The 26,357-nt window shown below is 58.4% G+C and carries 24 protein-coding genes and 1 pseudogene; 9 read left to right on the top strand and 16 right to left on the bottom strand.

Annotation, left to right across the window (positions count from 1 at the left end):
- Positions 1–9: 9 nt before the first annotated feature.
- From KW849_RS04925 to KW849_RS04935, 3 genes are all read left to right on the top strand, one after another.
- Positions 10–1,155, top strand: a complete 1,146-nt coding sequence (locus KW849_RS04925) for a sn-glycerol-3-phosphate ABC transporter ATP-binding protein UgpC (protein ID WP_218428216.1) — start codon at positions 10–12, stop codon at positions 1,153–1,155.
- Positions 1,152–2,654, top strand: coding sequence for a sucrose-6-phosphate hydrolase (locus tag KW849_RS04930; protein WP_218428218.1), 1,503 nt, complete (start codon positions 1,152–1,154; stop codon positions 2,652–2,654). Before KW849_RS04925 ends, KW849_RS04930 begins: the two co-directional genes overlap by 4 nt.
- A gap of 75 nt (positions 2,655–2,729) precedes the next feature.
- Positions 2,730–3,722, top strand: coding sequence for a LacI family DNA-binding transcriptional regulator (locus KW849_RS04935; RefSeq protein WP_218428221.1), 993 nt, complete (start codon positions 2,730–2,732; stop codon positions 3,720–3,722).
- 49 nt (positions 3,723–3,771) lie between these two features.
- On the opposite strand, the gene KW849_RS04940 is transcribed toward KW849_RS04935, so the two are convergent.
- Both KW849_RS04940 and KW849_RS04945 read right to left on the bottom strand, forming a co-directional pair.
- Entirely contained in the window at positions 3,772–4,413 is a 642-nt protein-coding gene (locus tag KW849_RS04940) for a LysE family translocator (protein WP_108215634.1), read from the bottom strand.
- Between the two features lie 270 nt (positions 4,414–4,683).
- The gene (locus KW849_RS04945; RefSeq protein ID WP_056724899.1) at positions 4,684–5,184 is read right to left on the bottom strand and encodes an Lrp/AsnC family transcriptional regulator; all 501 of its coding nucleotides are present in this window, start codon (positions 5,182–5,184) and stop codon (positions 4,684–4,686) included.
- Between the two features lie 119 nt (positions 5,185–5,303).
- Here KW849_RS04945 and KW849_RS04950 point away from each other — a divergent pair, with 119 nt between their 5' ends.
- The 3 genes from KW849_RS04950 to KW849_RS04960 all read left to right on the top strand — a co-directional run bounded on the left by KW849_RS04950 (position 5,304) and on the right by KW849_RS04960 (position 9,035).
- The gene (locus KW849_RS04950) at positions 5,304–6,338 is read left to right on the top strand and encodes a histone deacetylase family protein (protein WP_218428223.1); all 1,035 of its coding nucleotides are present in this window, start codon (positions 5,304–5,306) and stop codon (positions 6,336–6,338) included.
- Positions 6,339–6,388: 50 nt separating this feature from the next.
- Positions 6,389–7,444 carry an ornithine cyclodeaminase gene (locus KW849_RS04955; RefSeq protein ID WP_218428225.1) on the top strand — a complete coding sequence of 352 codons (1,056 nt, stop codon included), beginning with the start codon at positions 6,389–6,391 and terminating at the stop codon, positions 7,442–7,444.
- A 175-nt stretch (positions 7,445–7,619) separates the two neighbouring features.
- Positions 7,620–9,035: an amino acid permease gene (locus tag KW849_RS04960; RefSeq protein ID WP_218428227.1), complete on the top strand. Its 1,416-nt coding sequence runs from the start codon at positions 7,620–7,622 to the stop codon at positions 9,033–9,035.
- Positions 9,036–9,130: 95 nt separating this feature from the next.
- Here the strand turns inward: KW849_RS04960 and KW849_RS04965 are convergent, their stop codons facing one another.
- The 4 genes from KW849_RS04965 to KW849_RS04980 all read right to left on the bottom strand — a co-directional run bounded on the left by KW849_RS04965 (position 9,131) and on the right by KW849_RS04980 (position 13,596).
- Positions 9,131–9,745, bottom strand: coding sequence for a dTMP kinase (locus tag KW849_RS04965; RefSeq protein ID WP_218428229.1), 615 nt, complete (start codon positions 9,743–9,745; stop codon positions 9,131–9,133).
- Positions 9,746–10,001: 256 nt separating this feature from the next.
- On the bottom strand, positions 10,002–11,273 hold the full coding sequence (locus tag KW849_RS04970; RefSeq protein ID WP_218428231.1) for a nucleoside permease: 1,272 nt from the start codon (positions 11,271–11,273) through the stop codon (positions 10,002–10,004).
- 56 nt (positions 11,274–11,329) lie between these two features.
- Positions 11,330–12,433, bottom strand: coding sequence for a sugar phosphate isomerase/epimerase (locus KW849_RS04975; RefSeq protein WP_218428234.1), 1,104 nt, complete (start codon positions 12,431–12,433; stop codon positions 11,330–11,332).
- Positions 12,430–13,596, bottom strand: coding sequence for a Gfo/Idh/MocA family protein (locus KW849_RS04980; RefSeq protein ID WP_218428236.1), 1,167 nt, complete (start codon positions 13,594–13,596; stop codon positions 12,430–12,432). The genes KW849_RS04975 and KW849_RS04980 overlap by 4 nt, the downstream gene beginning before the upstream one ends.
- 189 nt (positions 13,597–13,785) lie before the next feature.
- Between KW849_RS04980 and KW849_RS04985 the strand changes: the two genes are divergently transcribed.
- Positions 13,786–14,790, top strand: a complete 1,005-nt coding sequence (locus tag KW849_RS04985; RefSeq protein WP_095942139.1) for a LacI family DNA-binding transcriptional regulator — start codon at positions 13,786–13,788, stop codon at positions 14,788–14,790.
- 94 nt (positions 14,791–14,884) lie between these two features.
- Here KW849_RS04985 and KW849_RS04990 read toward each other — a convergent pair.
- The 7 genes and pseudogenes from KW849_RS04990 to KW849_RS05020 all read right to left on the bottom strand — a co-directional run.
- A pseudogene (locus KW849_RS04990) lies at positions 14,885–14,977 on the bottom strand (arginine N-succinyltransferase); the annotation flags it as partial.
- Positions 14,974–15,912 (bottom strand): citrulline utilization hydrolase CtlX, encoded by a 939-nt coding sequence (ctlX, locus tag KW849_RS04995; protein ID WP_218428238.1) that lies wholly within the window; start codon positions 15,910–15,912, stop codon positions 14,974–14,976. The pseudogene KW849_RS04990 and the gene ctlX, both read right to left, overlap by 4 nt.
- A 245-nt stretch (positions 15,913–16,157) precedes the next feature.
- Positions 16,158–16,637: an Lrp/AsnC family transcriptional regulator gene (locus tag KW849_RS05000; RefSeq protein ID WP_007974731.1), complete on the bottom strand. Its 480-nt coding sequence runs from the start codon at positions 16,635–16,637 to the stop codon at positions 16,158–16,160.
- Positions 16,638–16,649: 12 nt separating this feature from the next.
- A complete protein-coding gene (locus KW849_RS05005; protein WP_218428241.1) occupies positions 16,650–17,411 on the bottom strand; it encodes an ABC transporter ATP-binding protein in 762 nt (253 codons plus the stop codon).
- Positions 17,412–17,467: 56 nt separating this feature from the next.
- Positions 17,468–18,178 carry an ABC transporter permease gene (locus KW849_RS05010; RefSeq protein WP_218428243.1) on the bottom strand — a complete coding sequence of 237 codons (711 nt, stop codon included), beginning with the start codon at positions 18,176–18,178 and terminating at the stop codon, positions 17,468–17,470.
- Positions 18,175–18,900, bottom strand: coding sequence for an ABC transporter permease (locus KW849_RS05015; protein ID WP_108215659.1), 726 nt, complete (start codon positions 18,898–18,900; stop codon positions 18,175–18,177). The genes KW849_RS05010 and KW849_RS05015 overlap by 4 nt, the downstream gene beginning before the upstream one ends.
- 51 nt (positions 18,901–18,951) lie before the next feature.
- The gene (locus KW849_RS05020) at positions 18,952–19,731 is read right to left on the bottom strand and encodes a transporter substrate-binding domain-containing protein (protein WP_218428245.1); all 780 of its coding nucleotides are present in this window, start codon (positions 19,729–19,731) and stop codon (positions 18,952–18,954) included.
- Positions 19,732–20,262: 531 nt separating this feature from the next.
- On the opposite strand from KW849_RS05020, the gene KW849_RS05025 reads away from it, so the two are divergent.
- Positions 20,263–21,309, top strand: coding sequence for an ornithine cyclodeaminase (locus KW849_RS05025; protein ID WP_218428247.1), 1,047 nt, complete (start codon positions 20,263–20,265; stop codon positions 21,307–21,309).
- A gap of 174 nt (positions 21,310–21,483) precedes the next feature.
- Here the strand turns inward: KW849_RS05025 and KW849_RS05030 are convergent, their stop codons facing one another.
- Positions 21,484–22,596, bottom strand: a complete 1,113-nt coding sequence (locus KW849_RS05030) for a CapA family protein (RefSeq protein WP_218428249.1) — start codon at positions 22,594–22,596, stop codon at positions 21,484–21,486.
- A gap of 272 nt (positions 22,597–22,868) precedes the next feature.
- Between KW849_RS05030 and KW849_RS05035 the strand changes: the two genes are divergently transcribed.
- Positions 22,869–23,690 (top strand): DeoR/GlpR family DNA-binding transcription regulator, encoded by an 822-nt coding sequence (locus tag KW849_RS05035; protein ID WP_218428251.1) that lies wholly within the window; start codon positions 22,869–22,871, stop codon positions 23,688–23,690.
- Between the two features lie 143 nt (positions 23,691–23,833).
- On the opposite strand, the gene otnI is transcribed toward KW849_RS05035, so the two are convergent.
- Together otnI and KW849_RS05045 are read right to left on the bottom strand one after the other, a co-directional pair.
- Positions 23,834–24,616, bottom strand: a complete 783-nt coding sequence (gene otnI, locus KW849_RS05040) for a 2-oxo-tetronate isomerase (RefSeq protein WP_218428254.1) — start codon at positions 24,614–24,616, stop codon at positions 23,834–23,836.
- A 157-nt stretch (positions 24,617–24,773) separates the two neighbouring features.
- Positions 24,774–26,234: an SLC13 family permease gene (locus KW849_RS05045; protein ID WP_218428256.1), complete on the bottom strand. Its 1,461-nt coding sequence runs from the start codon at positions 26,232–26,234 to the stop codon at positions 24,774–24,776.
- Between the last annotated feature and the right edge of the window lie 123 nt (positions 26,235–26,357).

A 26,357-nucleotide genomic window follows, 5' to 3' on the forward strand; every position in this document is an offset into this window, starting at 1 on the left:
AACAGCATCGTGATCAAATTGAAACTGGACAACGTGAACAAACAATTGGGCGGCGCGCGGATTCTTCGCGACGTCAGCCTGGAGATCGCTGCGGGTGAATTCGTGGTGTTCGTTGGCCCTTCGGGCTGCGGCAAGTCGACTCTGCTGCGACTGATCGCCGGACTGGATTCGATCTGCGGCGGCGACCTGCTGATCGACGGGCGACGGGTCAACGACCTGGAGCCGCGCGAGCGTGGCGTCGGCATGGTGTTTCAGTCTTATGCGCTGTACCCGCACATGAGCGTCTACGACAACATCAGCTTTGGTCTCAAACTGGCCAAGACTGAAAAGAGCAGCTTGCGCGAGCGCGTGCTGAAAACTGCGCAAATCCTGCAGTTGGACAAACTGCTGCAACGCAAGCCAAAGGAACTGTCTGGAGGTCAGCGCCAGCGTGTGGCAATGGGCAGAGCCATGGCGCGTGAGCCGGACATTTTGTTGTTCGATGAGCCGCTCTCCAATCTGGATGCATCCTTGCGGGTGCAGATGCGCAACGAAATCGCCCGGCTGCATGCCCGACTGGGCTCGACCATGATCTACGTCACTCACGATCAAGTGGAAGCGATGACCCTGGCCGACAAAATTGTCGTGCTCAATGGCGGTCGCGTAGAACAGGTCGGCTCACCGCGCGAACTCTATGAGCGCCCAGCGAGTCGCTTTGTCGCCGGCTTCCTCGGTTCGCCCAGAATGAACTTTCTTGCGGCACGCCTGCATGCACCGGGTGAAACCAGCCTGGTCGATACTCCCGTCCTGGGTATGACCTCCCTGCCCTTCGACAGCTCGAACCTGGCGGCGGACGCTCCACTGAGCCTGGGGGTTCGCCCGGAACACGTGTCGCTCAAGGCGGCGCAGGGAACTACCGGCGTCGTCGTGACCGCGGTCGAATACCTGGGCAGCGAAACCTATGTGCACCTGGATACAGGTCAGGACGAGCCACTGATCTGTCGTTGTGAGGTCAACGCCGGATGGCAGGCGGGCGATCGGGTCGAGCTGCAACTGGACGTCGACAACCTGCACCTGTTCGACGCCGACGGCACGGCCTTGAAGCGCCACCCACACGCCATTGAAACCCTGCCGGATGGCGTCCCTCTACGCTCGGCACGAGCAGGCGTCCTATGACTGTGTCTTTGAATTCCATGAGCGTTCCAATGTCCGCTGCCCTTGAGATTGCGCAGCATGCGCTGAGTGATGGCCTGTCTCGTGTCATCCACGATTATCGACCCGATTATCATCTTGCTCCCCCCGTGGGCTGGATGAACGACCCCAACGGGGTGGTGTACTTTCGTGGCGAATACCATGTGTTCTATCAACACCACCCTTTCGAAGCGAAATGGGGCCCGATGTATTGGGGGCATGCCAAAAGTGCCGATCTGGTCCATTGGCAACATTTGCCCATTGCGCTGGCGCCCGGCGACGACTTCGACCGTGACGGTTGTTTTTCCGGTAGCGCGGTGGTGTGTGGCGATACCCTGGCACTGATCTACACCGGGCACACCTGGCTGGGGGAAGTGGGTGACGAACGCTCGATCCGCCAGGTCCAGTGCCTGGCCACCAGCATCGACGGCATCCGGTTCGTCAAGCATGGCGCCGTCATCGAGAACGCGCCGCAAGACACGATCATGCACTTTCGTGACCCCAAGGTATGGCAGAAGGAAGACTATTGGTACCTGATTGCCGGCGCGCGTCTGGGTGATAAACCGCTACTGCCGCTATACCGTTCCACGGATCTGCACACCTGGGAATTCCTTGATTATGTGTCCAGCGGCAGCGAGGGCGATGGCTATATGTGGGAGTGCCCGGATCTGTTCCGACTGAACGGGCGCGATGTGCTGCTGTACTCCCCCCAGGGCATGCAACCCGAGGGTTACGAACGGCTCAACAAGTACCAGACCGGTTATCGAGTGGGCCGACTCGACAGCGAATGGCACTTCACCGGCGGGCCTTTTATCGAACTGGATAACGGCCACGATTTCTATGCCGCGCAAACGCTATTGGCCGCCGACGGCCGGCGCCTTGTATGGGCGTGGCTCGACATGTGGGAAAGCCCGATGCCGAGCCAGGCCCATCACTGGTGCGGCATGCTCGGTTTACCGCGCGAACTTGAACTGCATGCAGATCGCCTTTACGTGTATCCGGCACGGGAGCTTACCGCTCTGCGTAAGGCGCCATTGCCGGGCACGTCCTGGTGGGATGGTTCGGGAGCCCGATGGGTGCGGGAAGTGAATGGCGACCGGCTCGAAATCCATGTGCATCTGGATTTGCTCGGCTGCACCGACGGCCACCTGGGAATCGCCTTGCGTTGCAGCGACGATGGTCAGGAAGAAACCCTGCTCTACTACGATGCATCACTGCAGCGTCTGGTGCTTGACCGCAGCCGCTCGGGTGCACAAGTCACCGGTCAGCGCAGCGTGGCGATAGACCCGACACAAGAGCGACTGGAACTGCGTGTGTTTCTCGATCGCTCGTCCATCGAAGTGTTCGACGAGAACGGGCGCTTCAGCCTTAGCAGTCGCTTCTATCCGGGGCCCGACAGTCTGGGCGTGAAGCTGTTTGCCAGCGGAAGTGGCGGGCGTGTCTCGATTCCCAAGGCATGGCCTCTGGGCTCTGGATGGCTGTGAGCTGCGTCATTCGAGTCGCGAGAAGCCCGGGCCCTGTGTCATGATTCTGCGTCAACCTGACCGGTCTCATCTCGCATGACTTCAGTGAAAGATGTTGCACAGCTGGCCGGCGTGTCCCTGATGACGGTTTCTCGAGCGCTCAATAATCCGGAAAAACTGAGCCCCGAAACCCTTCAGCGGGTGCGTCGCGCCATTGATGAACTGCAATTCGTACCGAGCCTGTCGGCGCGCAAGATGCGCGGCGACAACCTCCAGTCGCGAACCATCGGAGTGTTCGCGCTGGACACCGCGACCACACCGTTCGCGGTCGAACTGTTGCTGTCCATCGAACAGACCGCACAGCAAGCCGGCTGGAATGTCTTTATCCTCAACCTGTTGAGCAATCCGCCCACCGACCAGAACATCGACCTGATGTTGTCGCACCGTCCCGACGGGTTGATCTTCAGCGCCATGGGATTTCGCCAGGTGAGCATTCCCGAGCGTTTGAAGAGTAAACCCCTGGTCCTCGCCAATTGCCTGGCCGATGACAGTCACCTGGTCAGTTATGTGCCGGACGACGAATCGGGGCAGTATCGCGCCGTACATCACGCGTTGAGCCAAGGCTATCGGCGTCCTCTGTGTATCAATCTGCCCAAACAGAGTCTGGCCTGGGAACTGCGACAAAAAGGCCTGCAGCGCGCCTGTCAGGCATTCGGCCTGGCGCCTGACGCACTGCTGCAATACGACCTTTCCGATCATGATGCCTATGGTGAAACGGCAGCCATCCTCGACCGACACATCATCGAAGGTCGTCCCCAGTTCGATGTTCTGATCTGTGGCAACGACCGCATTGCCTTTTGTGCCTATCAGCTGTTGTTGGGCCGTGGCCTGAAAATTCCCGACGATGTCGCCGTGCTCGGCTACGACAACATGATCGGTATTGCCGAGCTGTTCATCCCGCCGCTGACCACGGTGCAACTGCCGTACTACGAGATCGGTCGCAAGGCTGCCCGGCACCTGATCGAGACCCTCGACGTATCGGGAGCCCAGCCAGTAGATTGTCCATTGGTGGTTAGGGCATCGCTATGAGATTCAGTTAATTCGGTGATGCCCGAACGGGCGACTAGCCGCCCTCCTCTTATGCAGCCTGTCGACGCATGGTCAGGATGGCGGCTCCGAAGCAGATGAACGTCGACCCTACCACCCGGCTGACCCACCGGGACAAATCAGGCCGCGTCAGCACGCCCTTGGCCCGGGAGGCAAGCGCGGCATACAGGCTCAGCGACGTAACCGACAACGCCATGAAGATCGAGGTGAGGATCAGGAACTGCGGCAGCAACGTCGCGCTCTGATCGATGAATTGCGGGAACAGCGCAGTGAAGAACATCGTCGCCTTAGGGTTGGTCACCGCCGTCAGGAAAGCCGACTTGTACAACTTTAAGCGAGTGGGTCTGCTCTTCTTCGAGCCATCCTGCATACCTTCCGCGAGCATCGGGCTCTTTTTGAACAACTGCCTTAGCCCCAGGTAGAACAGGTAGCCGGCACCGATGATCTTCACCGCATTGAACAGCCATTCGGAACTGGCAAGCAACGCCCCCAGCCCCAGCATGGCAGCGGCCGACAGGCAGAACAGGCCACTGGCATTACCAAGGGACGACCACACGGCGCTGCGCTGTCCGTGGGCCAAGCTGTTGTTGATCGCCATCAGGGTCGCAGGCCCTGGACTCGCAATGGCAATCGCAGCGACCAGGGTAAAAGCAAGAATCGAGTGAAATTCCATTTTCAACGCTCGTAGTGGGATAGGCGTTGCATCTTACAGAAGATGATCTGGCGCGGACTACCATGCGTTGATCATGGAGTCGATTTATGGAGACCGTGGCATTAAAGCAGGCTCCACTGACGGCATCTGCAAAGACCAACGGCTGACCATTGAGCTTGCCCGTGAGAATACGGACAAGCCTCAGTCACTGAGCGAGCAACAGTGTGTCGGTTGACTACAACGGGCTACGTCAAAGACAGGGTTTCAAAAGGTGATCTAACCCCTGCCCATTCACTCCTTGCTCGATTTGGGTATCGCTATACGGCTACTGGTCTTGACCTCGCGTAAAGCCAGACTGGACTGGATGGACGCAATACCCACCTGACGCCTGAGCACCTGCTCGATAAAGTCACTGTAGCTATCAAGATCCTCTGCCAACACTTGCAGCACGTAATCGGCATCCCCGGTGATCTTGTGACAGGACAACACTTCAGGTAATTGAGCAATCACCGCCTCGAAAGCGTCGGGAGCATGATCGGCGTGGGTGGAAAAACGGATGTGCACGAACGCCATGATATCCAGCCCCAGCATTCGTCGATCAAGGTTCGCCTGATAGCCCTTGATCACACCCGCCTCCTCCATTCTCTTACGCCGCCTCCAGCAAGGTGTCAGGCTTAACGACAAGCGCTCACTGAGCTCAGCGTTGGAAATACTCGCATCTTCTTGCAGCAATGCGAGGATTGCCAAGTCGGTATCGTCGAGACTGATGCGTTTGGATAATTTTTTCTGCATTACGCCATTCCAGAGTAAAAACGCCCGAACAATCTAGCAAACCACGAAAACAAAGCAAAGAAAGCGCATCCCGGCCGGAACAGAATATTTGCACTGGCTCACATTAACGGATGCGCAGAATGTTTACAGTTTTCAGTGATTCCCACCGCTTGCACCACGGCACCGAATTGAAAGACGGCGTCCTCAAGCCATCGTTCGAACAGCCCAGTCGAGCCGATACCGTCCATAACCGTGTCAAGCAGGTAGGCCTAGGCCAGATCATCGAACCGCGAGCATTTGACCGGTCGTGTTACGTCAATGCGCACAGCGAGCGCTACGTCAGCTTTCTAGAAAGCGCCTGGTCAGAATGGTGCGCCACCGGACGTACGCACGATGCCCTACCGCTGGTATGGCCAGTGCGTGACCTGTCCAACGAGCAAGTCCCGACGTTCATCGACGGCAAGCTCGGTTTCTATGCAATGGACGCCGGCTCCCCGATTACCGCCACCACTTGGCAAGCGGTGAAAACCAGTGCAGACATCGCCCTCACCGGCCTGGCGCTGATCGATGAAGGCCACGACAGTGCTTTTGCCCTGTGCCGACCGCCCGGCCATCACGCAGCGCGTGAATACATGGGCGGTTACTGCTATCTGAACAACGCCGCCATTGCTGCACAGCAGGCCATTACCCAAGGTGCCAAACGTGTCGCCGTACTGGACGTCGACTTTCATCATGGCAACGGCACCCAGAACATTTTCTACGGGCGCGGTGACGTCATGTTTGTCTCGCTGCACGGCGAACCGGTGGTGTCCTATCCGTACTACTCAGGGTTCCGCCACGAAGTAGGCACAGGCCAGGGCGAAGGTTACAACCTGAACTATCCGCTGCCGAAGAACACCACCTGGGAAAGTTATCGCAACGCCTTGCTCCACGCCTGCAAGAAACTCCAGCAATTTGGGCCTGAAGTGCTGGTGATTTCACTGGGCGTCGACACGTTCAAGGACGACCCCATCAGTCACTTCCTGCTGGAAAGCGAAGACTTCATCGGCATCGGCGAGCTGATCGCGAGCGTCGGCTGCCCCACCCTGTTCGTCATGGAAGGCGGCTACATGGTCGATGAGATCGGGATCAATGCGGTCAACGTACTGCATGGCTACGAGAGCAAACGCGCCTGAGTCATCCCCTGAGTCGCAACGCTTCAACTATTGAATCGGAGAATAAAAACATGACTCTTTTTATAGACGTCGATCATGCTGCACGCCTGTTCGCCACGGTGGGAATCCGCCGGGCAATCCGCGAAATGGCGGCTTACATCGAAGCTGACTACTCACGCTGGGCGCAGTTTGATAAGTCGCCCCGTACCGCCAATCATTCGGACAGTGGTGTGATCGAGTTGATGCCGACCGACGATGGCCAACAGTACTCGTTCAAATACGTGAACGGTCACCCGGACAACGGTCAAAGCAAATTGCTGACGGTCATGGCCTTCGGTGTCCTGGCCGATGTCCACAGTGGCTATCCCACCTTGCTCAGTGAACTGACGCTGACCACAGCCGTGCGCACGGCAGCGACCTCCGCCCTGGTCGCGCAGTCCTTGGCGCGCCCAGGTGCAAGCTCCATGGCAATCATCGGCAACGGTGCCCAGAGCGAATTTCAGGCCCTCGCCTTCCACGAAATGCTGTCCATCAAGGAAATCCGCATTTTCGATATCGATCGTGACGCTTCACTTAAGTTGAAGCAGAACCTTGCCGCTTTCCCTGGGATTGAAGTGATTCTGGCCAACTCGATACAGGAAGCGGTCAAGGGCGCGCACATCGTCACCACGGTCACCGCAGACAAAGCCTATGCAACGATTCTGACGCCCGAGATGATTGAGCCCGGCATGCACATCAACGCCGTAGGCGGTGACTGCCCAGGCAAAACCGAACTGCACGCCGACATCCTGCGAAACGCCCGGGTCATCGTTGAATTCGAACCGCAAACCCGGATTGAAGGCGATATTCAACAACTGGATGCCGACTCTCCCGTCGTCGAATTCTTCCGGATTGTTCAGGGCGAAGTCCCAGGCCGCGAGAACGACGCACAGGTCACCGTGTTCGATTCGGTGGGTTTTGCCCTCGAAGACTTTTCGTCACTGCGCTACGTGCATGACCTGGCGCGGGAGCATGCAATCGGTGAGTGCATCCATCTGGTGCCGACGCCTGCCAATATAAAAAACCTCTACCAGCTGCTTGATCAACCGCCAGCGATCGTCCCCTCACGCCTGCGCACAGTGAGTTGATAGCCATTGGTGATGCCCCTGAGCAAAGTGCCAAGGGGCTAATCACTGTGTGAGTGGACAACCAACCCTGCCGCCAGCAAATCACCACCGTCAGTAGCCGTTACATCTCCAACAAGAACGCTAAACACCCACTTTTCTGCCAAAACTCAAAAACATAAAATCAAGAGGTTTTGTAATGAAATCGACTCCGTCCGAGCGGGTTGAACAGCCCGCGCTGCAGCGCACACTCAGCAATCGTCACATTCAGTTAATGGCCATGGGAGGCGCCATCGGTACCGGTCTGTTTATGGGTTCCGGGAAGATCATCGCCCTCTCCGGCACGTCGATCATCCTCATCTATATGATCATCGGTCTGTTCGTCTACTTCGTCATGCGCGCCATGGGCGAACTGTTACTTTCCAACTTGAACTTCAAAACCTTCGCGGATTTTGCCGGTGCCTACCTTGGCCCACGCGCAGCATTCTTTCTCGGCTGGTCATACTGGCTAAGCTGGAGCGTTGCAGTGATAGGTGATGCAGTCGTGGTGGGTGGATTTTTTCAGTATTGGTTCCCCGATGTACCCGCCTGGATACCCGCGATCGGCATGCTGATGACACTGTTCGCCTTGAATGTGCTGACTGTCAGGCTTTTCGGTGAGGTGGAGTTCTGGTTCGCGATCATCAAGATCATTGCCGTCGTCACCCTGATTGGCGTCAGCATGGTGATGATTGCCAGCTCCTTTGTCTCACCCAGTGGCGTCACCGCATCCCTGAACCACTTGCTGGATAAACAGGCCGCCTTCCCCAACGGCTTGTTCGGTTTCTTTGCCGGGTTCCAGATGGCGATTTTCTCATTTGCGGGCACCGAGCTGATCGGCACCGCAGCCGCCGAAACGCGCTCGCCCGAAAAGACCCTGCCTAAAGCCATCAACTCGATTCCACTGAGAATCATCCTGTTTTATGTGCTGGCACTGGCCTGCATTATTGCAGTGACTTCCTGGCAACAGGTTTCGCCCAACAAGAGCCCCTTCGTCGAACTGTTTCTGGTTGCAGGGTTTCCCGCAGCAGCCGGCATCGTCAACTTCGTGGTACTGACATCCGCCGCCTCATCGGCCAACAGTGGTGTATTTTCGTCTAGCCGCATGCTGTTTGGATTGGCTAATCAGGACAACGCTCCGGGGATTTTCCGACGTCTGTCGAGCGATAGCGTGCCTCTGCTGAGCCTGGCGTTCACCACACTGTTGATGCTGGTGGGCGTGTTGTTGCTGTTCATCGTTCCAGAAGTCATGACCGCGTTCACCATCGTCTCTACCGTGTCGGCAATCCTGGTGATTTTCACCTGGTCGACCATCCTCGCGTCGTACATTGCCTATCGCAAAAAGCGACCCGATTTGCATGCGATATCGGCCTACAAGATGCCGGGCGGCGTGCCGATGGCCTGGTTTTCCTTGGGGTTTCTGGGTTTCGTTCTCTGTCTGCTGGCATTGAGACCTGACACCCGTATTGCCTTGATTGTCATGCCAGGGTGGTTCATATGGCTGGCGATTGCCTATCAGCTGACCCATACCAGGAAACTCAAACCCGCTGCTGGCTCGGCAAGTCATTACAGCTGATGTTCACCTATTGATGGTATTAATTGGCTGAAAGGCTTTTTTCCAGCACAAAAACAAACGCCCCGAACATGTCGGGGCGTTTGTTGGCGCCTTCGCTAGCATCGAAGGACTCTATAGATCTCAGAAATAACCTGCATCGTCGCGTCTTCGATCGTTCCTTCATTACGGCATAAAACCCAGCCGTGATCTGCAATCGCTCGCTCGAACGCCTTGGTACAAGCGACATGTTCTTCCAGCTTATGGATCACGGTACTGCTCAGCCCACGCCGTCGTGCCGCTGCCCTCGCCCATGAAATATCAGGGGCGGTGACAACCCCGACATGCAGGTCTGGCACTCGCACGTTTCGATCGATGTTCAACTGTAGAATCTCTGCAAACGGGACTATCCGGCGAAACGCGGCATCAGACGGGTACCAGCGATCGATCAAGATGATGCTACCCGGTGGCTGTTTAGCCAGCACGTGCCGGGAAATCCAGGTACGGCTATCAGCAAAGCGCTCACAAATCTCCAACTCCAAATCCCGGGAGGGATTTCTGACGAGTTTGTTAACGAGGGTCATTGTTTCACCCCTATAGGGATCGCTTTTTTTCTCGCAAAGTCGGATCACTTTTTTGTTGTCTGCCCTCAGTACTTTCGTAACGGCCTCCAACAGTGTGGTTTTGCCGGCTCCCTTGGGCCCATCCAGAGAAATAAACAGCGGACGATTCATTCTTCAAACAACGATTGATATACGGTTTTTTTTGCCCTGTTCGTTCGGTGGAACCGCTTGGCGCGACTACGCGAATCGAGTGGAGGGCCCTTATGAATAGACATTGATGAACACTCTAACCTGCTTTCTGGCTAGCGGGTCTCAAAATCCAGGATTACAGCCGCTTATGAACATCGGTCATCGGCCATAAGTTAAATGCTGTCTCCCCTGCCCTCACCAGTCAGTTTTTTATACTCAGGACGAACATTCCGAGACGCTAGGGTTTGTGCAGCGGTACCCTACTGTTTCGTCCGTCTTCGCGCGAAGTACCTGGCGTCTCAACGATCTGTCCCTTGAACGCCAGCGAAAAACAGAAAAAAATCGCTAAGGCAAAACCTGCCGGAAACAACCAGATGCTTTTCCAGTCATGGCTGTCCGCCAACGCGTAGTGATCGGTCACCTGCCCGGCGACCCAGAAGCCGATCAGCATGCCCAGGCCGTAGGTCGCCAGGGTAATCAGGCCTTGGGCGGAGCTTCTGAAGTGTTCCGAGGCTTTGGCATCGGTGTAGATCTGGCCCGAGACGAAGAAGAAGTCGTAGCAGATGCCGTGCAGGGCGATGCCGGTGAACAGCATAAAGGCCAAGTCGTCATTGTTACCGTAGGCGAACAACAGGTAGCGCAAGGCCCACGCCAGCATCCCCACCAAGAGCGCGATTTTGATGCCGAAGCGCTGAATGAACAGCGGCAGGAGCAGCATGAACAACACTTCCGAGACCTGACCGATGGCCATTTTCGCCGTGGGGTTGGTCATGCCGATGTCCGCCAGAAACGGATTGGCATTCTGGTAATAAAACGCCAGCGGAATGCAGATCAAAATGGAGGCGATGAAGAACACCAGGTAGCTGCGGTCTTTGAGCAAGCCCAAGGCGTCCAGCCCGAGCATTTGCTTGAAGCCACCGCTGCCCGACGCTGGCTTCAGGGGTGCGGTGCGCGGCAAGGTGAAGCTGTAGAGGCCCAGAACCAGAGAAGCAACCGCCGACATCAGAAAGGTATTGCGTAATCCACCTGATGAAATTGCGACTTGAGAGTCCCATGCAAACACAAAGCTGATTACCACACCGGCCACAATCCAACCGAGGGTGCCCCACACGCGAATACGGGAAAACTCCAGGGCCGGGTCGCTCATCTGCCGGAACGCGACCGAATTGACCAATGCCAGGGTCGGCATGTAGATCATCATGTAGGCCAGTACGAACGGATAAAACGTGCTGAAATCTGGCGCTCGATAAAGCTGATATAGCAACACAGCGCCCACCAGGTGCAGCACGGCGAGGATGCGCTCGGCATTGAAGAAACGGTCGGCGATCAACCCGATCACAAACGGCGCGATGATCGCGCCCCAGGATTGTGTCGAGAATGCCATGCCGATCTGCCCGCCGCTGGCGCCCAGATTACTGGCGAGGAATGTACCGAGGGTGACGAACCATCCGCCCCAGATAAAGAATTGCAGGAACATCATGGCGCTTAATCGCGCGGTCATCATGGTCATAACAGTCACCGTCTTATTGTTTTTCTTTTTGGAGAAAGGAACGAACAACGTTTTATTCAGGCATCGGGTAAACCCAGCAGTCGACGATTGAAACCTTCGTCGGACGTCACGCTGGCGAAGTCGTCGAACGCCTTTTGTGTCCTGGTGATCATGTGCTGCTCAATGAACGCCGCTCCTTGCGCGGCACCCTGTGCCGAATCCTTCAAACAACACTCCCACTCCAGCACGGCCCAACCGGCAAAGTCGTATTGGGTCAGTTTGCTGAAGATCGATTTGAAGTCGATCTGGCCATCGCCCAGAGAACGGAAGCGGCCCGGTCGATCGACCCATGCCTGATACCCGCCGTAGACACCCGAACGGGCATCGGGCCGGAACTCGGCGTCCTTGACGTGGAACATGCGGATGCGGTCGTGGTAGCGATCGATGAAACCCAGGTAGTCCATTTGCTGGAGCAGCAGATGACTCGGGTCATACAGAATGGCGGCGCGTGGATGATGGTCGACAGCCTCTAGAAAACGCTCGAACGAGGCGCCGTCGTGCAGGTCTTCGCCGGGGTGGATCTCGTAGCACAGGTCGACGCCGGCCTCTTCGAAACACTCGAGGATCGGCAACCAGCGCTTGGCCAATTCTGCAAAACCCTGTTCGACCAAACCGCTCGGCCGCTGCGGCCAAGGGTAGAGATACGGCCAGAGCAGCGCGCCGGAAAAGGTCGCATGGGCCTTCAACCCCAACCGCTGACTGGCGCGGGCCGCCAGCTTCAGTTGGTCGATGGCCCATTCGGTCCGCGCCTGCGGCTGACCGCGTAAGTGCGCCGGCGCAAAGTCATCGAACAAGGCATCGAACGCCGGATGCACCGCTACCAGTTGGCCTTGCAAGTGCGTCGACAGCTCACTGATTTCGACGCCCGCTTGAGCACAGATGGCTTTCAATTCGTCGCAATAATCCTGACTGTCGGCGGCGCGCGCCAGGTCGATGTATTGCGTGCCCAACGTGGGTAACTGAATGGCCTTGTACCCTTGGGACGCCGCCCAACGAGCAATATTGGCCAGTGTATCGAATGGCGCTTCAGCGGACATGAACTGCGCCAGGAAAATACCTGGCCCGCGCAAGCCTGTCGGGGGTTTGGGGGGAGGGTTCACGGGGGGATTCTCCGGATTCATGGATGGCAGACCAGTTCGGTCCACTTGGTGTCGCCACGATGGTTGGCGATCACGGCTTCGATGAAGGCCATGCCGCGCAGTCCAACTTCGATGCCTGGTACGCCGGGGGCATCGTTGCCTTCGACGTTGCTGCGGATCGCGCTGGCGAAGTCGCCGTAGAGGTTGGCCATGGCCTCCAGATAGCCTTCGGGATGTCCGGCGGGCAGACGCATGCGTCGGGTCGCGGCTTCGCACAACCAGGGTTGACCGACACCGGAACGCAGGATGCGCAAGGGTTGATCAATAGAGCGATGAATCAGGCTCGACGGTTCTTCCTGACGCCATTCCAGCCCGCCCTTGTCACCGTAGACGCGGATCTTCAACGGGTTCTCTTCGCCAGCGCAGACCTGGCTGGCGATCAATACACCGCTCGCGCCGTCGGCCATCTTGAACAGCATCGCGGCGTCGTCGTCCAGTTGCCGGCTTGCAAGGTGCGTATTCAACATCGCACACAGGTGCTTGATGGGTTGGTCTGCCACGAATTCGGCCAATGAAAAGGCATGGGTACCGATATCGCCAATGCAGCCTCCCAACCCCGACTGTTCGGGTTGATCGCGCCAGCCCGCCTGCTTGTTGCCCTGCCCGGCCACATCCTGACTCAACCAGCCTTGGGGATACTCGACGATGACCTTGCGCACCGTGCCGATCACACCGTCGCGGACCATTTCCCGAGCCTGCCAGACCATCGGATAACCGAGGTAGGTGTGGGCCAATCCATAGAGGCGGTCGCTGCTCTCCAGCAGCTTTTTGAGGGGTAACAGCTCAGACAGATTCAGCGCCGCGGGTTTTTCGCTGAACACATGAAACCCTGCACTCAGCGCCTGAGTGGCAATCGGGGCATGCAGGTGATTAGGGGTGACGATGACGAGCAGTTCCATTCGCCGATCGGCGGGTAGCGCGTGCTCGGCATCGAGCATGTGCTGCCAGTCGCTGTAGCAGCGCGAAGCGGGCAATCCATGCGCCGCGCCTGTGTCCTGGTTGTTGCGGGCGTCTCGGCTAAACGCACCGCACACCAGTTCAAAACGATTGTCGAGCGCGGCGGCCTGACGATGGGCTTTGCCAATGAAGGCGCCCTCGCCGCCACCGACAAACCCCATTCTTATTTTTGGCACTGGAACATTCATCGTGACTTTTCTCTGTTTGAGGCGGTGTCAGGCTTATCTTTCGTCATGATGTAACCGGTTACATCATGGCGAGAATTTAGGCGCAGTTTTGCGAGGTGTCAAATACCCGGATTAAAATCCACGAACACTTCAGGGCACGGCCGACCTGCGCTAAGCTCGCCAACCGCACAGTTCGATAATGAGGTGGTCTTGTCCAATATCCGTGAAGTAGCCCGGCTTGCCGGCGTCTCGGTGGCCACAGTATCCAGAACACTGAAGTCGCCTGAGCGCGTGCTCCCCGACACTCGGGACAAGGTCAACGCTGCCGTGGAAAAGGCCGGTTATCGACCGAACCTGATGGCGGTGCAGTTTCGCTCGCGCAGAACCGGCAACCTGGTGATTCTGGTGCCGACCATCGCCAATACCTTTTTCGCCCGGGTGATCAGCGGTGCCCAACAGGCTGCCCAGGCCGCCGGGTACCGACTTCTGCTGTGCGACACCCAGGGCCGCGAGGAAGTAGAACGGGAATTCGCCGAGCTGGTGTACGCCCATCAGGCCGACGGCGTGATTCAGCTGCGCGCCTACGACCCTTTTGAAGCCCCCTTCCCCAGCGCCGAGCTACCACCCATCGTCAACGCCTGTGAGGTGATTCAAGGCGGCCGCCATCCGACGATCAGCCTCGATAACCGCGCGGCCGCCAAGGCCATGACCGAGCATCTGATCGAACTGGGCCACCGGCGGATCGGTCTGATCAAAGGCCCGAAAAGCAGCCCGCTGACCCGCGACCGTGTGGCCGGCTATCAGGATGCATTGCGCCAAGCCGGCATCGCGTCCGATCCCGCTCTGATCTGCCACGGTGATTTCAGTTTGAAGGCGGGTCATGACGGAGCAGCAGCGATGCTGGAGCTATCTGATCGTCCCACCGCGCTGTTTTGCGAAAACGATGAAATGGCCATCGGTGCGTTGAAGCGAATCAAGCAACAGGGCTTGCGGGTACCGGAGGATATTTCATTGGTGGGTTTCGACGACATCCCCTTCGCGGCGTACTGCGATCCGCCTCTGACAACCATCGCGCAACCCGCCGAAGTCTTCGGCCAGAAAGCCGTCGATATGCTGATCTCTCTGATTGAGAAGAAACCGATTGCACAGCGTCATGTGGTATTGCCGTTTGAGTTGACGTTGCGCAACAGCACAGCTGTGGTCAACGAGCGCTGACCAAATCCATTTCAGGAGATTTTCTGATCAGGCAAAGGTAATTTTGCGATCGAATAACCGCGCATTTCCGTAATAACCTTGTCACCGGCGATGCATCAGCCGGCAAGGTGGTCAATCCGGTGCCGGCACTATGGGCCAAAGCCAGCAGAGCCGGCAGATCGTCAGGCGTTGCCGGGCGGACGATCATCGCACTTGTTCCTTGTTGGACGAATGCCTGGGCAGGAACACCTCGGCCAGCATGCAGCGCGCGCTGCCGCCACCGATGCGCTCGATGGTGTCGATGTTCACCGGCAACGGCGTGGTGTGGGTTTCGATCAAGCGACGCTGATCGGCATCCAGGGATTGCCAGGCGGTGCGCGACATCACCAACAGCGGCTCGCCCGCTGCGTTGTGCACTTGCAGCATGTTGCCGGCAAAGGACTCCAGTTGCGCCCAGTTCAAGTCGATGAGCTGTTTGCCGCTGGTTTCAAGCCGATTACGCAGCGCCGCACGTTCGCCCGGTTGGGGCACGGACGCCAGGCAAACCACCGCCACGCGGGTGCCGACACTCATCATCACATTGGTGTGATAAATCGCCACGCCCTGGCGGTCCACCGCGTTGAATGCGCACAGTTCATAGCCCAGATGACTGACCAACTGATCCAGTGCCCGGGCGTGGGTGCGAGTCGAGTACCCGGCGTAGCAGATCCGCTGTTGCCGATCCAGGACCATGCTGCCGGTGCCCTCGAGGAAAACCTCCTGCTCTTCGAGGCTGGACAGGTCCAGCACCTTCTCGACCCGGTATTCACCCAGCAACCCGTCGAGTACACCTTTGTCCCGCTCCAGACGCCGGTTGTGCCCCTGCATCGGATACAGGACCAAGGTGCCATCCGGGTGGCTGCTCCACCAGTTGTTGGGGAAGATCGAGTCCGGGGTATGCGGCGCTTCGCGATCGTTATGCACCAGGACCTCGACGCCGTGCCGACGCAACGCGTCAACATAACCATCGAACTCGGCAAGGGCCTTGAGTTGTACGTCTTCGGCAACGGTTGCCGGACGCTGGAATCGGTTGTTCGCCGCCGTGTCCTGATTGAAGGAGAAACGTGTCGGGCGAATCATTAAAACCGTATTGGTGGTTTGCATGGGCACAGACTCAATGAGGGTCGGGAGAGGCTCATTGTCTGTTTCGAAGCGGGAAAAACCCGGTTGATAACGGCTTTTGCGCTGATGAAAACGGCTGAAGATTCCCGATTGCCCAGCCGATTCGGCGGGCGCTGGAAAGCAAAAGATCGCAGCCTGCGGCAGCTCCTACAGGATGGGCATTCACCTGCAAATTTGCGGTGAACACGGTCCGAGTAGGAGCTGCCGCAGGCTGCGATCTTTTGATCTTACTCCATGGTGGTCTTGACCATCGCCAGCTCCGGGTGGCTGACCAGTTTGTCGATGTGCAAATCCGGGTCGTCGAACCAGACCTCGGTCAACACCCGGTAATGCTCCATGTCACGGCAGCGCATGCGCAGGCTGTAGTCGAACGCGCCGCTGATCAGGCGACATTCCAGCACCTGCGGGCAGGCGCGAACCTTGGCTTCGAAGGCCTTTTGCGCCGCGCGTCCGCTCTGGTTCGACAACGCCACCAGCACAAGCAGCGACAAGCCCGGCGTCAGTTTCTTCTCATCGAGAATCGCGCCATAGCCGCGAATGACCCCAAGCTGTTCCAGCTTGCGCACCCGCTCCAGACAAGGCCTGGGGGTCAGGTGCACGCGCTCGGACAGCTTTTGATAGGTGATGCGCCCTTCGTGGCGCAACACTTCAATGATCGCCTGATCGATACGATCAAGCACGATCGACAGATCGCGGATATCCGCCATGTACGCCTTGCCTCACTTCAAACGACCCGATAGAAATTGCTGCAAACGTTCACTGTTCGGCCGGTCGAGTATCGTAGCATCGCCCTGCTCCTCGACCCGCCCCTGATGCAAGAACAACACCTGGCTTGAGACCTGCCGGGCAAATCCCATTTCGTGGGTCACCATCAACATGGTCCGGCCTTCTTCGGCCAGCGCCTGAATCACCTTCAGCACTTCACCCACCAGTTCCGGGTCGAGCGCCGAGGTCGGCTCGTCGAACAACAGAATTTCCGGTTCCACCGCCAGAGCACGGGCAATCGCCACCCGTTGCTGCTGCCCGCCCGACAGAAACGCCGGGTACTGATCGGCCACCCGCTGCGCCAGGCCGACCTTGTCCAGATACGCCCGCGCGCTTTCTTCAGCGGTCTTGCGGCTCATGCCCAGAACTCGACACGGCGCCAGCACGATGTTCTCCAGTACGGTCAGGTGACTCCACAGATTGAAATGCTGGAACACCATCGCCAATCGCGTGCGCAAGCGCTGCAACTGCTTCGGGTTGGCGACACGCATGCCACCGACGCCCTGACGGGTGAGGACTCGCTCGCCATCCAGAGCAATAGCGCCTTCGTCGGCCCGCTCCAGAAAATTGATGCAGCGCAGCATGGTGCTTTTGCCCGAACCGCTGGCGCCGATCATGCTCACCACGTCCCCTGCCCGTGCGTTTAACGAGACGCCCTTGAGTACTTCGTTGTCACCAAAACGTTTATACAGATTTTCAACGGTGAGTTTGTACATGCGAATACTCCTGGAGAGGCAGACTTATCGGCGCCGCTCTGGATAAAGAGTGGAAGTCAGTGGGCCGGGCCGAGAAAGCTCAGCCAGCGTTTTTCCGCCAGGCGGAACGCACCGACCAGCCCGAACGAGAGCGTGAGGTACAGCAGACCGGCAATGCCGAAGGCCTGAAAGGTCATGAAGGTCGCGGCGTTGGCATCCCGGGCGATTTTCAGGATGTCCGGAATCGTTGCGGTAAATGCCACCGAAGTCGCGTGCAACATCAGGATCACTTCGTTGCTGTAGTACGGCAGCGCGCGGCGCAGCGCCGAAGGCAGGATCAGTTGCAGGTACAGGCGCCAGCCACTGAGGCCATAGGCATGTGCCGCTTCGATTTCACCGTAGGGAATGCTGCGGATCGCTCCGGCGAAAATCTCCACGGTGTAGGCGCAGGTGTTGAGGGTGAACGCCAGCAGGGTGCAATTCATCGCGTCGCGGAAAAACGCTTCGAGCAATGGCTGCGAACGGACCACGGCGATGCCGTAGATCCCGCTGTAGCAAATCAGCAACTGGATATACAACGGCGTGCCGCGAAAGACGTAAGTAAACAACTGGACCGGCCAACGCAAAACGCCCAAGCGCGAGACGCGCAAAATCGCCAGGGGCAACGACAGGAAAAAGCCCATGGCAATACTCGCCACCAGCAACCACAGGGTCATGGCCAACCCGGTGAGGGTCTCGCCATCGCTGAACAGAAAGGGCTTCCAGTATTCGGCAATCAACTCGATCATCGCGCCATCCCCCGTACACCCTGGTTGTAGCGCCGTTCCAGCACACGCAAAACGTAGTTTGAAGCGCTGGTGATCAGCAGGTAAAGCGCTGCGGCCAGCAGCAGGAAATCAAGCATATTGAACGTGCTTTTGCCGGCCTCCTGCGCGACTTTGACCAGGTCTGACAAACCGATGATCGATACCAGCGCCGTGGCCTTGAGCAGCACCAGCCAGTTGTTGCCCAGGCTCGGCAAGGCGAAACGCATCATTTGCGGGAACACCACGAATCGAAAGCGCTGCCAGCGGTTCAGGCCAAAGCACGCCGCGGCTTCCTGTTGCCCGCGCGGCACACTCAGAATCGCCCCGCGAAAGGTCTCGGTGAAATACGCACCGTAGATAAAACCCAGGGTGATGATGCCGGCCACGAACGGGTCGATTTCCATGTACGGCCAGCCCATGGCCTCGGTCAGGGCGCTGAGCCAGCCTTGCAGGCTGTAGAAAATCAGCAGCATCAGCACCAGGTCGGGCACGCCACGGATCAGCGTCGTGTAAAAGGTCGCCGGGAGATTCAACAGCTTCAACGGCGACAGCTTGGCCGCCGCGCCGAGCAGCCCCAGCGCCATGCTCACCAAAAGCGCGAGCGCCGACAGTTTGAGGGTGACCCAGGTGCCGTGCAGCAACAAAGGGCCATAGCCTTGCAGGGCCGAAAGGTCGACCCCGATTAGATTCAGGAAGGAGTTCACGCCAGTCACCTGTCTTGATGCACCCCGGTCGCTGTGACCGGGGCGCGAGGATCAGTTGTTGTAGAGGTCCAGGTCACCGAAGTGTTTCTGCTGGATCTGCGCATAGATGCCCTTGTCGTGCAGGGCCTTGATGGCGGCATTGAGCATGCCTTTGAGCTCTTCGTTGTCCTTGCGCACGCCAGTGGCGATTTCCGCCGGCACCAACGGGTCGCTGATGCCTTCACTGTTCTGGAAGTCCGCCCCTTGTGGCGAGGTCAGGAAACTCATCTGCGCTTGCAGCTTGTCCTGGATCGATGCATCGAGACGGCCAAATACCAGGTCGGCATAGACCTGATCCTGGTTCTGATAGGCCCGCAGTTTCACCCCGCCCGGCCCCAGCTTGGCCTTGGCGTAGGTTTCCTGAATCGTGCCCTGCATGTAACCGATGGTTTTTCCACGCAGCGATTCGGCGGTCGGCAGCAGTCCGGAATCCTTGCGGGTGACGATGGCGGTCGGTCCGGCGTACAGGCGATCGGTAAAGTCGATCTGTTTTTTGCGCGCGTCGGTAACGGTCATTGAAGATTCGATGGCATCGAACTTACCGGCCTTGAGCCCCGGAATCAGCCCGTCGAAGTCATTGCTGACCCACACGCAGGTCAACTTCAACTCGGCACATATTGCATTGCCCAGATCCACGCCGAAGCCCTGGACCCCACCATCGGCCGTGGTGGATTCAAAGGGTGGGTAGCTTGGGTTGACGCCAAATCGCAGCTCCTTCCATTCCTTGGCACTGGCGCCAGTGGTGCAGCACAGCAACGCGAGTGCCGGCAAAGTCAGCCATTTGATGTTCATCTTCTTGAGTCCCGGATTATTTGGATTTATCGCGATCCGGCGCCTGCGTCGGACCACACTTTTTGACAGGGGCGGAGAGTCGATGCGGTCTTCACCGCAGCCGTTTTTGTTGTTGTTTTCGACTGGAAGCAGCCAGTCGCCGGAGTTGCACCCCATCTCAAGCAGCGAACGACAAGCGCTTGAAACGGACCGTCAGAATGCCAATTGCCGGGAGAGTGCTGGTGTCGTAACCCTTGCTTCAAACAGCCTTCCTGCGCTGAACAAAGAGTTTTCACAGCCGATTCTGTCGTCGCAGCAAGTCACTGTGTCTGCGCTTGAAGGGAGCGGCACAGGCATGTGCTTGTCTTTGCGGCCGTCTTCATCTGCATGACGATACTGCGGTGACTGTCACTTCGCCGATTGCGCTGTGCGCTCGCTGTTTTTCGACTTTTCTTGCTGTATCCCGGGTCAGTATTGGCCGAAACCTTCTCTGCATTGCCTCGACAATAGTCCGGACCGGCACACAAAAAAAAACGCCCAAAGGAACCCAATATGACCCGTTACATCGACGTCAATGATCTGAGCCGTCTGGTGCAGGAAAAAGGCTTGCCCCGTTGCCTGATCGAAATGGCCGAGTACATCCGTCAAGACTACGTACGCTGGCCGGATTTCGAAAAGTGCGCGCGCCTGGCGAACCACTCACCCGAGGGCGTCATCGAGCTGATGCCCGTGTCTGATGCAGCGCTCTACGCCTTCAAGTATGTCAATGGGCATCCAAAGAACACCCACAATGGCATGCTGACGGTCATGGCCTTTGGTGCACTGGGAGACGTCGATACCGGCAAGCCTGTCTTGCTGAGTGAAATGACCCTGACGACCGCCATTCGCACCGCTGCCACTTCTGCGCTCGCAGCCCGCTACCTCGCCCGACCGGACAGTCGCCGAATGGCACTTATCGGCAACGGCTCACAGAGCGAATTTCAGGCCCTGGCATTCCATACACTGCTCGGCATCACTGAAATCAGCCTCTACGACATCGATTCTGCCGCGACGGCGAAGCTGGTAGCCAACCTGCGGGCCTACCCCGCTATACAGGTGACCGTTGCCAACACCGTCGCAGAAGCGGTGCGTGGCGCCGATATCGTGACCACGGTCACAGCCGACAAGGCCTACGCAACGATTTTAACGCCCGAGATGATCGAGCCCGGGATGCACCTCAACGCAGTGGGCGGCGACTGTCCCGGCAAGACCGAACTGCACCGGGACATCGTCGAGCGTGCGCGGGTCATGGTTGAGTACGAGCCGCAAAGCCGCATTGAAGGCGAAATTCAGCAGATGCCCGCCGACTCACCGGTTATCGAATTCTGGAAAGTCGTCAATGGTCAGACCCAAGGTCGCCAGCATGCCGAGGAAGTCACCTTGTTCGACTCGGTCGGCTTCGCCATCGAGGACTACTCTGCCTTGCGCTATGTGCTGGATGTTGCACGAACGCTCGACATTGGCAGCGACATTCAGCTGGTGCCAGAGCTGCAAGATCCCAAGAACCTGTTCTCGCTGCTGCAGCCTTCGGCAACTGACGATGTAAGGCTTCGGGCTTAATACCACTCGACACTTCAAAGAAGGTGCGCAGGCTAAACGCTGCGCCCCTGTGGGAGCGAGCCTGCTCGCGATGGACGTTAACGATAACGCGTGTTTTCTGAATAAACGCGCCGTCCTTCAGTCCATCGTCGGAACGCCGCCCGAAGCAATCGAGTGTCGAGCCGCCAAAGGGGCTCACCAACGCAACTCAAAGGCATTTTTCGCGCCCGGCTGGATGCTGCTGCCCAAGCGTGCGCACTCGCGAGAAAGCGTGTCGTGCAGCCATTGACGGTCATCCCCTTCGGCGCGACAGAGGCGAAAGCGCCGCAGGCGGGTGGGTATCAAGTCCAGCGACTGCAGGTGCCCGCCCGGGTCCAGCGAGGCAAAGTACAGAAGCCCCAGGTCGCCGCGAAAGGCTGTGTAGCCCTCGATGCCTTCGTAATCGTTCAGAAGATCACCGCAGCCATAGAGAATCAGGTGTTCGCGGTACACCTCGATGCCTTTGACGTGGTGCGAGGAATGCCCGTGCACCACGTCAACTCCGGCCTCATCGATCAAGGCGTGGGCGAACTGGACTTGCTCGCGCGGGATATCGAACTCCCAGTTGCCGCCCCAATGAATGGAGGCGACCACCAGATCCCGCGGTTTTTTGCCCTCCAGAATCCGTTTGGCCACAGGGCGCAGGCTTTGCATCGACAGATCCACCAGCCGCGCGACGCCCGCGTCCTTATCCGTGGCGGCCCAGTCCGACGCTATGCCGCTGTCGGGCGCACCGAGGCCAAACACCAGCAAGCGCCGCCCGCCAGGCAGCGGCAACACGGCGGGCGCTTCGGCAGATTGCCGGTTGTGCCCGGCGCCGGCGCTGCATATACCATTGCTCGCCAGGGTATCTAGCGTATCGGCCAGGCCGGCGGCCCCCCAGTCCAGGACATGGTTGTTGGCCAGCACGCAGCAGTCGATGCCGGCTGCACTGATGACCGGGAAGTTCTCCGGGCTCATGCGGTAATTGATGCCCTTTGGCTCCGGTCGTCCGCGGCGGGACACCGCAGTTTCCAGATTGATGATGCGTGCGTGAGGCTGGCGAACTTCGAACTCATCCAGCGCAGCGCCCCAGACATAGGTGAAATCGACTGGGCGGGGAATCGAACCATTGACTCGTTCTGCCAGCCGGACGTAATCGCCGGCATTCTTGACGTAAGCTTCGTAAAGCCGCGGATCGCCAGGATGCGGCAGTACGGCGTCGATGCCGCGGGCAGTCATGACGTCGCCGCAGAGAAACAGCTTAAGCGTATCGGTAACAGCTGCCATGGCACCCTCCCGAATATAAGTCGGGGGGATGTTTCCATCCCCCGGCTTATTATTACGCTGAAATAGACAGAACGACTTCTGAACCTCTACTCGGTTGCTCTTCATATGCGACTGATAAAGCTCATTGGCAATGGCGATATCCTCCAGCCCCAGTCCGATCGAGCGAAAGAAGAATGGGCCCGACATCTCCTCCCGCTACTGATCCGGCCGCAGATTCGCTACTATGATTCCCCGCCTTCCTCGTCTGCGGATTTCTTCATTCTGGAGCCCGAATGCCTAGTCAAAAGGACATCGCCGCCGAAAGCGGCGCACCGATGATCCCTGAACAGCGCCGTGAATTGATGCTGCGTCAGTTGCGCAAGCATCAGGTGCTGAGCGTTCATCAATTGATGGAAATGTTCGACTGCTCGCACATGACCATACGCCGCGACATTGCATTGCTGGAGCAGGAAGGTCGTGCTTACTCGGTAACGGGTGGGGTGCGGATTGCCAGCCAGCTGCACAGTGAGCCCAGCCATCAGACCAAGGCGGTGGTCGAGTTGCCGCAGAAGCAGGCCATGGCCAGGCTCGCCGCCCGGCTATTGCATGCCGACATGACGGTTTACCTGGATGCGGGAACCAGCACGCTGGAAATTGTCCCCTACATCAAGGCGCTGTCCGGCATGACCGTGGTGACGAACGACTTCGGCATTGTCCAGGCACTGATCGAAGCGCCCCATGTCACGGTGATTCATACCGGCGGGCAACTGGATCACTCCAATCAATCGTGCGTGGGCGGCCTGGCGGTTGCCACCTTGCGTCAGGTGGTCACCGATATCGCGTTCATATCGACCAGCTCATGGGATTTGCGGCGCGGCCTCACCACGCCTTCGGCGCTGAAGGTCGAGGTCAAGCAAGCCGCGATGCAATCGGCTGCGCAAGTGGTGCTGGTGGCCAGCAGTTCGAAATACGGCACCTTCAGTATGTACAGGATTGCCGGGCTCGAGCAGTTCGACATCATCCTCAGCGACGACGCATTGACCCCTGCCGCGGCCGATGGCATCCGCAAGCAGGGTGTCGAACTGTTGCTGCCGGCTGACCATACACCGGCTTGAAACGACGGGCTCCTGGCCTGATTTGTAGGAGCGAGCTTGCTCGCGATGGAGCTGAGGGCGACGTGTTTATCCAGTAAACACGCGGTATCGTTAACGTCCATCGTCGGAACGCCGCCCGGAGCAAGCTCGCTCCTACAAGTTTCTTAACGCGCCTTCCAGTCGCGTAACCACTGCAAGCCGGCAGACGTATTGCCTCGCGGCCGGTATTCGCACCCTACCCAGCCGTCATAACCCAACTGGTCGATCAGCTCGAACAGATAGGGATAATGGACTTCCCCCAGGTCCGGTTCATGCCGGTCGGGCACGCCGGCGATCTGGATATGGCCGATACCATAGAAGTCCCGACGCAGTTTGGTGGCCAGGTCGCCCTCGACGATTTGGCAGTGGTAGCAGTCGAACTGAACCTTGAGGTTACTGGCGCCCACTTCCTTGCAGATGGCCTGGGCCTGGTCCTGGCGGTTGAGGAAAAAGCCTGGCATGTCTCGGGTATTGATCGGTTCGAGCAATACGGTGACGCCGGCCTTGGCCGCCTGGGCGGTGGCGTAGGCGAGGTTTTCCAGGTACACGGCGTGATGCCGTGGGCGATCGCTTTCCGACGGCAACAGCCCGGCCATCACATGGATGCGTGAATTGCCCAGCACACTGGCGTAATCCAGGGCGCGATCAAAACCGCTGCAAAATTCACTCTCCCGGCCCGGCAACGACACCGTGCCCCGCTCCCCCGCCGCCCAATCACCGGGCGGCGCGTTGAACAGTGCCTGTACCAGGCCGTTGTCGCTCAAGCGTCGCTTGAGTTCTTGCGCGCTGTAGTCGTAGGGAAACAGATACTCCACCGCTTCGAATCCATCGGCAGCGGCGGCGGCGAAGCGATCCAGAAACTCATGTTCCGGGTAAAGCATGCTGAGGTTGGCAGCAAAACGAGGCATGGTAGCTCCTATAGATGGCTTTTTTGTAGGAGCCGAGCTTGCTCCGGGCGGCGTTCCGACGATGGACTCAAGAGCGACGCGTTTATTCAAAGAACACGCGTTATCGTTAACGTCTATCGCGAGCAAGCTCGCTCCTACAGGTGGCGTCGATAGTTCGTTAGACAAAAGGCCAGATCAACAGGGTAATACAGAAACCCAAGGTGCCGAGCAAGGTGGTCAATACCGTCCAGGTGCGCAAACCGTCGGCCACATTCAGCCCCGCCAGTTTGGTGAAGATCCAGTAGCCAGCATCATTGATATGAGACATGGCCAGCCCGCCACCGCCCATGGCCAGGCACAGCAGGGCCATGTGGTTCGGGGTGAGATTGAGGGTCGCAATCAGCGGGCTGATGATGCCGGCAGTGGTCACCAGCGCCACCGTGGTCGATCCCTGCACTGCGCGCAACAGCATGGTCAGCAGAAAGCCCAGGGCCAGAACCGGCAGACCGGTGGTGCGCAGCATATCGGAGACCACGGCACCGATTCCGGTGTCCACCAGCACCTTGCCGAACACACCGCCGGCACCGGCAATCAGGATCACCATGGCCACACCGGGCAAGGCCGAACCGATCACGTCAGACACCTGAGTGCGGCTCCAGCCCCGGCGCGAACCCAGCAGCCAGGCACACAGCAAGGTGTCGATCAACAGCGCCACCAGCGGCGCGCCGAGCACGGTCATGATGCCGCGCAGGACCGATTCGGCGGGCAGCAACGAGGTGGACAAAGTCCCCAGCAGAATCAGAATGATCGGTAGCGCGATCAGGCTGACGATCATACCGAAACCTGGCGGCGGTGCCGGCGGCAACTTGGAAACGATGCTGCTGACGGACTCTTCCAGGCCCATGTGTGACACGGCTTCAGCCGCTCGCTCAGCGCTCTTGTCGTTGCCGTTGGACCAGGCAACCAGATCCTCGTTGGTGACATGCGGACCATAGACTTCCGCACGAATATCGTCGGTCATCGGATACACCCGACGGGTCATGCGCCCGGCCACGCGGTAGCCGACATAGCAAAGGAACGCGGTGAGCGGCAGACCGAACATCAGCACGCGGCCCAGGTCCGCGTCTAATTGACTGGCAGCGGCCACTGCGCCCGGGTGTGGCGGCAGAAAGGCGTGCACGGTCAACAAGGCCGCGCACATCGGCAGCGCAAACACCAACAGCGGCTTACGCGCAGTTCGGGCAACACCATAGGCCAGCGGCATCAGGATGATCACGCCGACTTCGAAGAACACCGGCACCCCGACCATGAAGCCGGCAATCGTCAACGCCAGAGGCGTACGCCGGTTGCCGAAACGGGTAATCAGCGTCTTGGCCAGCGCCTCTGCACCGCCGGAGAGCTCGATGATCCGCCCGATCATCGCGCCCAGGGCAATGATGATCGCGATATGGCCAAGGGTCTTGCCCATGCCGCCTTCGATGGTGGCGACCAGATCCGCCGGTTTCACCCCGGCCACCAGCGCCACCAGAATGCTCACCAGCATCAACGCCACGAAGGGCTGGAACTTGTACTTGAGCACCAGGAACAACAACAGTGCGATGCCCACCCCGGCAGTAATTATCAGGATTAACGGGCTCATTTCACAAACCCTCCACACCGGGTAAATGAAAGGGTACAACCAATGGATCTGAACATGCCGCAGTGAAAGAGAGTCATACCTGGATTTCCTGTTGTTATTGTTTTTTCAGGCAAGCCGGGGCCG

The sequence above is a fragment of the Pseudomonas sp. PDM26 genome, assembly GCF_019219185.1.
In the GTDB taxonomy this organism is placed as follows: Bacteria; Pseudomonadota; Gammaproteobacteria; order Pseudomonadales; family Pseudomonadaceae; genus Aquipseudomonas.

What these genes read in the sequence shown, in the direction of transcription:
- KW849_RS04930 (WP_218428218.1), top strand. Translation starts at nt 1,152, where the DNA reads ATGACTGTGTCTTTGAATTCCATGAGCGTTCCAATGTCCGCTGCCCTT.
- KW849_RS04935 (WP_218428221.1), top strand. Translation starts at nt 2,730, where the DNA reads ATGACTTCAGTGAAAGATGTTGCACAGCTGGCCGGCGTGTCCCTGATG.
- KW849_RS04940 (WP_108215634.1), bottom strand. Translation starts at nt 4,413, where the DNA reads ATGGAATTTCACTCGATTCTTGCTTTTACCCTGGTCGCTGCGATTGCC.
- KW849_RS04945 (WP_056724899.1), bottom strand. Translation starts at nt 5,184, where the DNA reads ATGCAGAAAAAATTATCCAAACGCATCAGTCTCGACGATACCGACTTG.
- KW849_RS04950 (WP_218428223.1), top strand. Translation starts at nt 5,304, where the DNA reads ATGTTTACAGTTTTCAGTGATTCCCACCGCTTGCACCACGGCACCGAA.
- KW849_RS04955 (WP_218428225.1), top strand. Translation starts at nt 6,389, where the DNA reads ATGACTCTTTTTATAGACGTCGATCATGCTGCACGCCTGTTCGCCACG.
- KW849_RS04960 (WP_218428227.1), top strand. Translation starts at nt 7,620, where the DNA reads ATGAAATCGACTCCGTCCGAGCGGGTTGAACAGCCCGCGCTGCAGCGC.
- KW849_RS04965 (WP_218428229.1), bottom strand. Translation starts at nt 9,745, where the DNA reads ATGAATCGTCCGCTGTTTATTTCTCTGGATGGGCCCAAGGGAGCCGGC.
- KW849_RS04970 (WP_218428231.1), bottom strand. Translation starts at nt 11,273, where the DNA reads ATGACCATGATGACCGCGCGATTAAGCGCCATGATGTTCCTGCAATTC.
- KW849_RS04975 (WP_218428234.1), bottom strand. Translation starts at nt 12,433, where the DNA reads ATGAATCCGGAGAATCCCCCCGTGAACCCTCCCCCCAAACCCCCGACA.
- KW849_RS04980 (WP_218428236.1), bottom strand. Translation starts at nt 13,596, where the DNA reads ATGAATGTTCCAGTGCCAAAAATAAGAATGGGGTTTGTCGGTGGCGGC.
- ctlX (WP_218428238.1), bottom strand. Translation starts at nt 15,912, where the DNA reads ATGCAAACCACCAATACGGTTTTAATGATTCGCCCGACACGTTTCTCC.
- KW849_RS05000 (WP_007974731.1), bottom strand. Translation starts at nt 16,637, where the DNA reads ATGGCGGATATCCGCGATCTGTCGATCGTGCTTGATCGTATCGATCAG.
- KW849_RS05005 (WP_218428241.1), bottom strand. Translation starts at nt 17,411, where the DNA reads ATGTACAAACTCACCGTTGAAAATCTGTATAAACGTTTTGGTGACAAC.
- KW849_RS05010 (WP_218428243.1), bottom strand. Translation starts at nt 18,178, where the DNA reads ATGATCGAGTTGATTGCCGAATACTGGAAGCCCTTTCTGTTCAGCGAT.
- KW849_RS05020 (WP_218428245.1), bottom strand. Translation starts at nt 19,731, where the DNA reads ATGAACATCAAATGGCTGACTTTGCCGGCACTCGCGTTGCTGTGCTGC.
- KW849_RS05025 (WP_218428247.1), top strand. Translation starts at nt 20,263, where the DNA reads ATGACCCGTTACATCGACGTCAATGATCTGAGCCGTCTGGTGCAGGAA.
- KW849_RS05030 (WP_218428249.1), bottom strand. Translation starts at nt 22,596, where the DNA reads ATGGCAGCTGTTACCGATACGCTTAAGCTGTTTCTCTGCGGCGACGTC.
- KW849_RS05035 (WP_218428251.1), top strand. Translation starts at nt 22,869, where the DNA reads ATGCCTAGTCAAAAGGACATCGCCGCCGAAAGCGGCGCACCGATGATC.
- otnI (WP_218428254.1), bottom strand. Translation starts at nt 24,616, where the DNA reads ATGCCTCGTTTTGCTGCCAACCTCAGCATGCTTTACCCGGAACATGAG.
- KW849_RS05045 (WP_218428256.1), bottom strand. Translation starts at nt 26,234, where the DNA reads ATGAGCCCGTTAATCCTGATAATTACTGCCGGGGTGGGCATCGCACTG.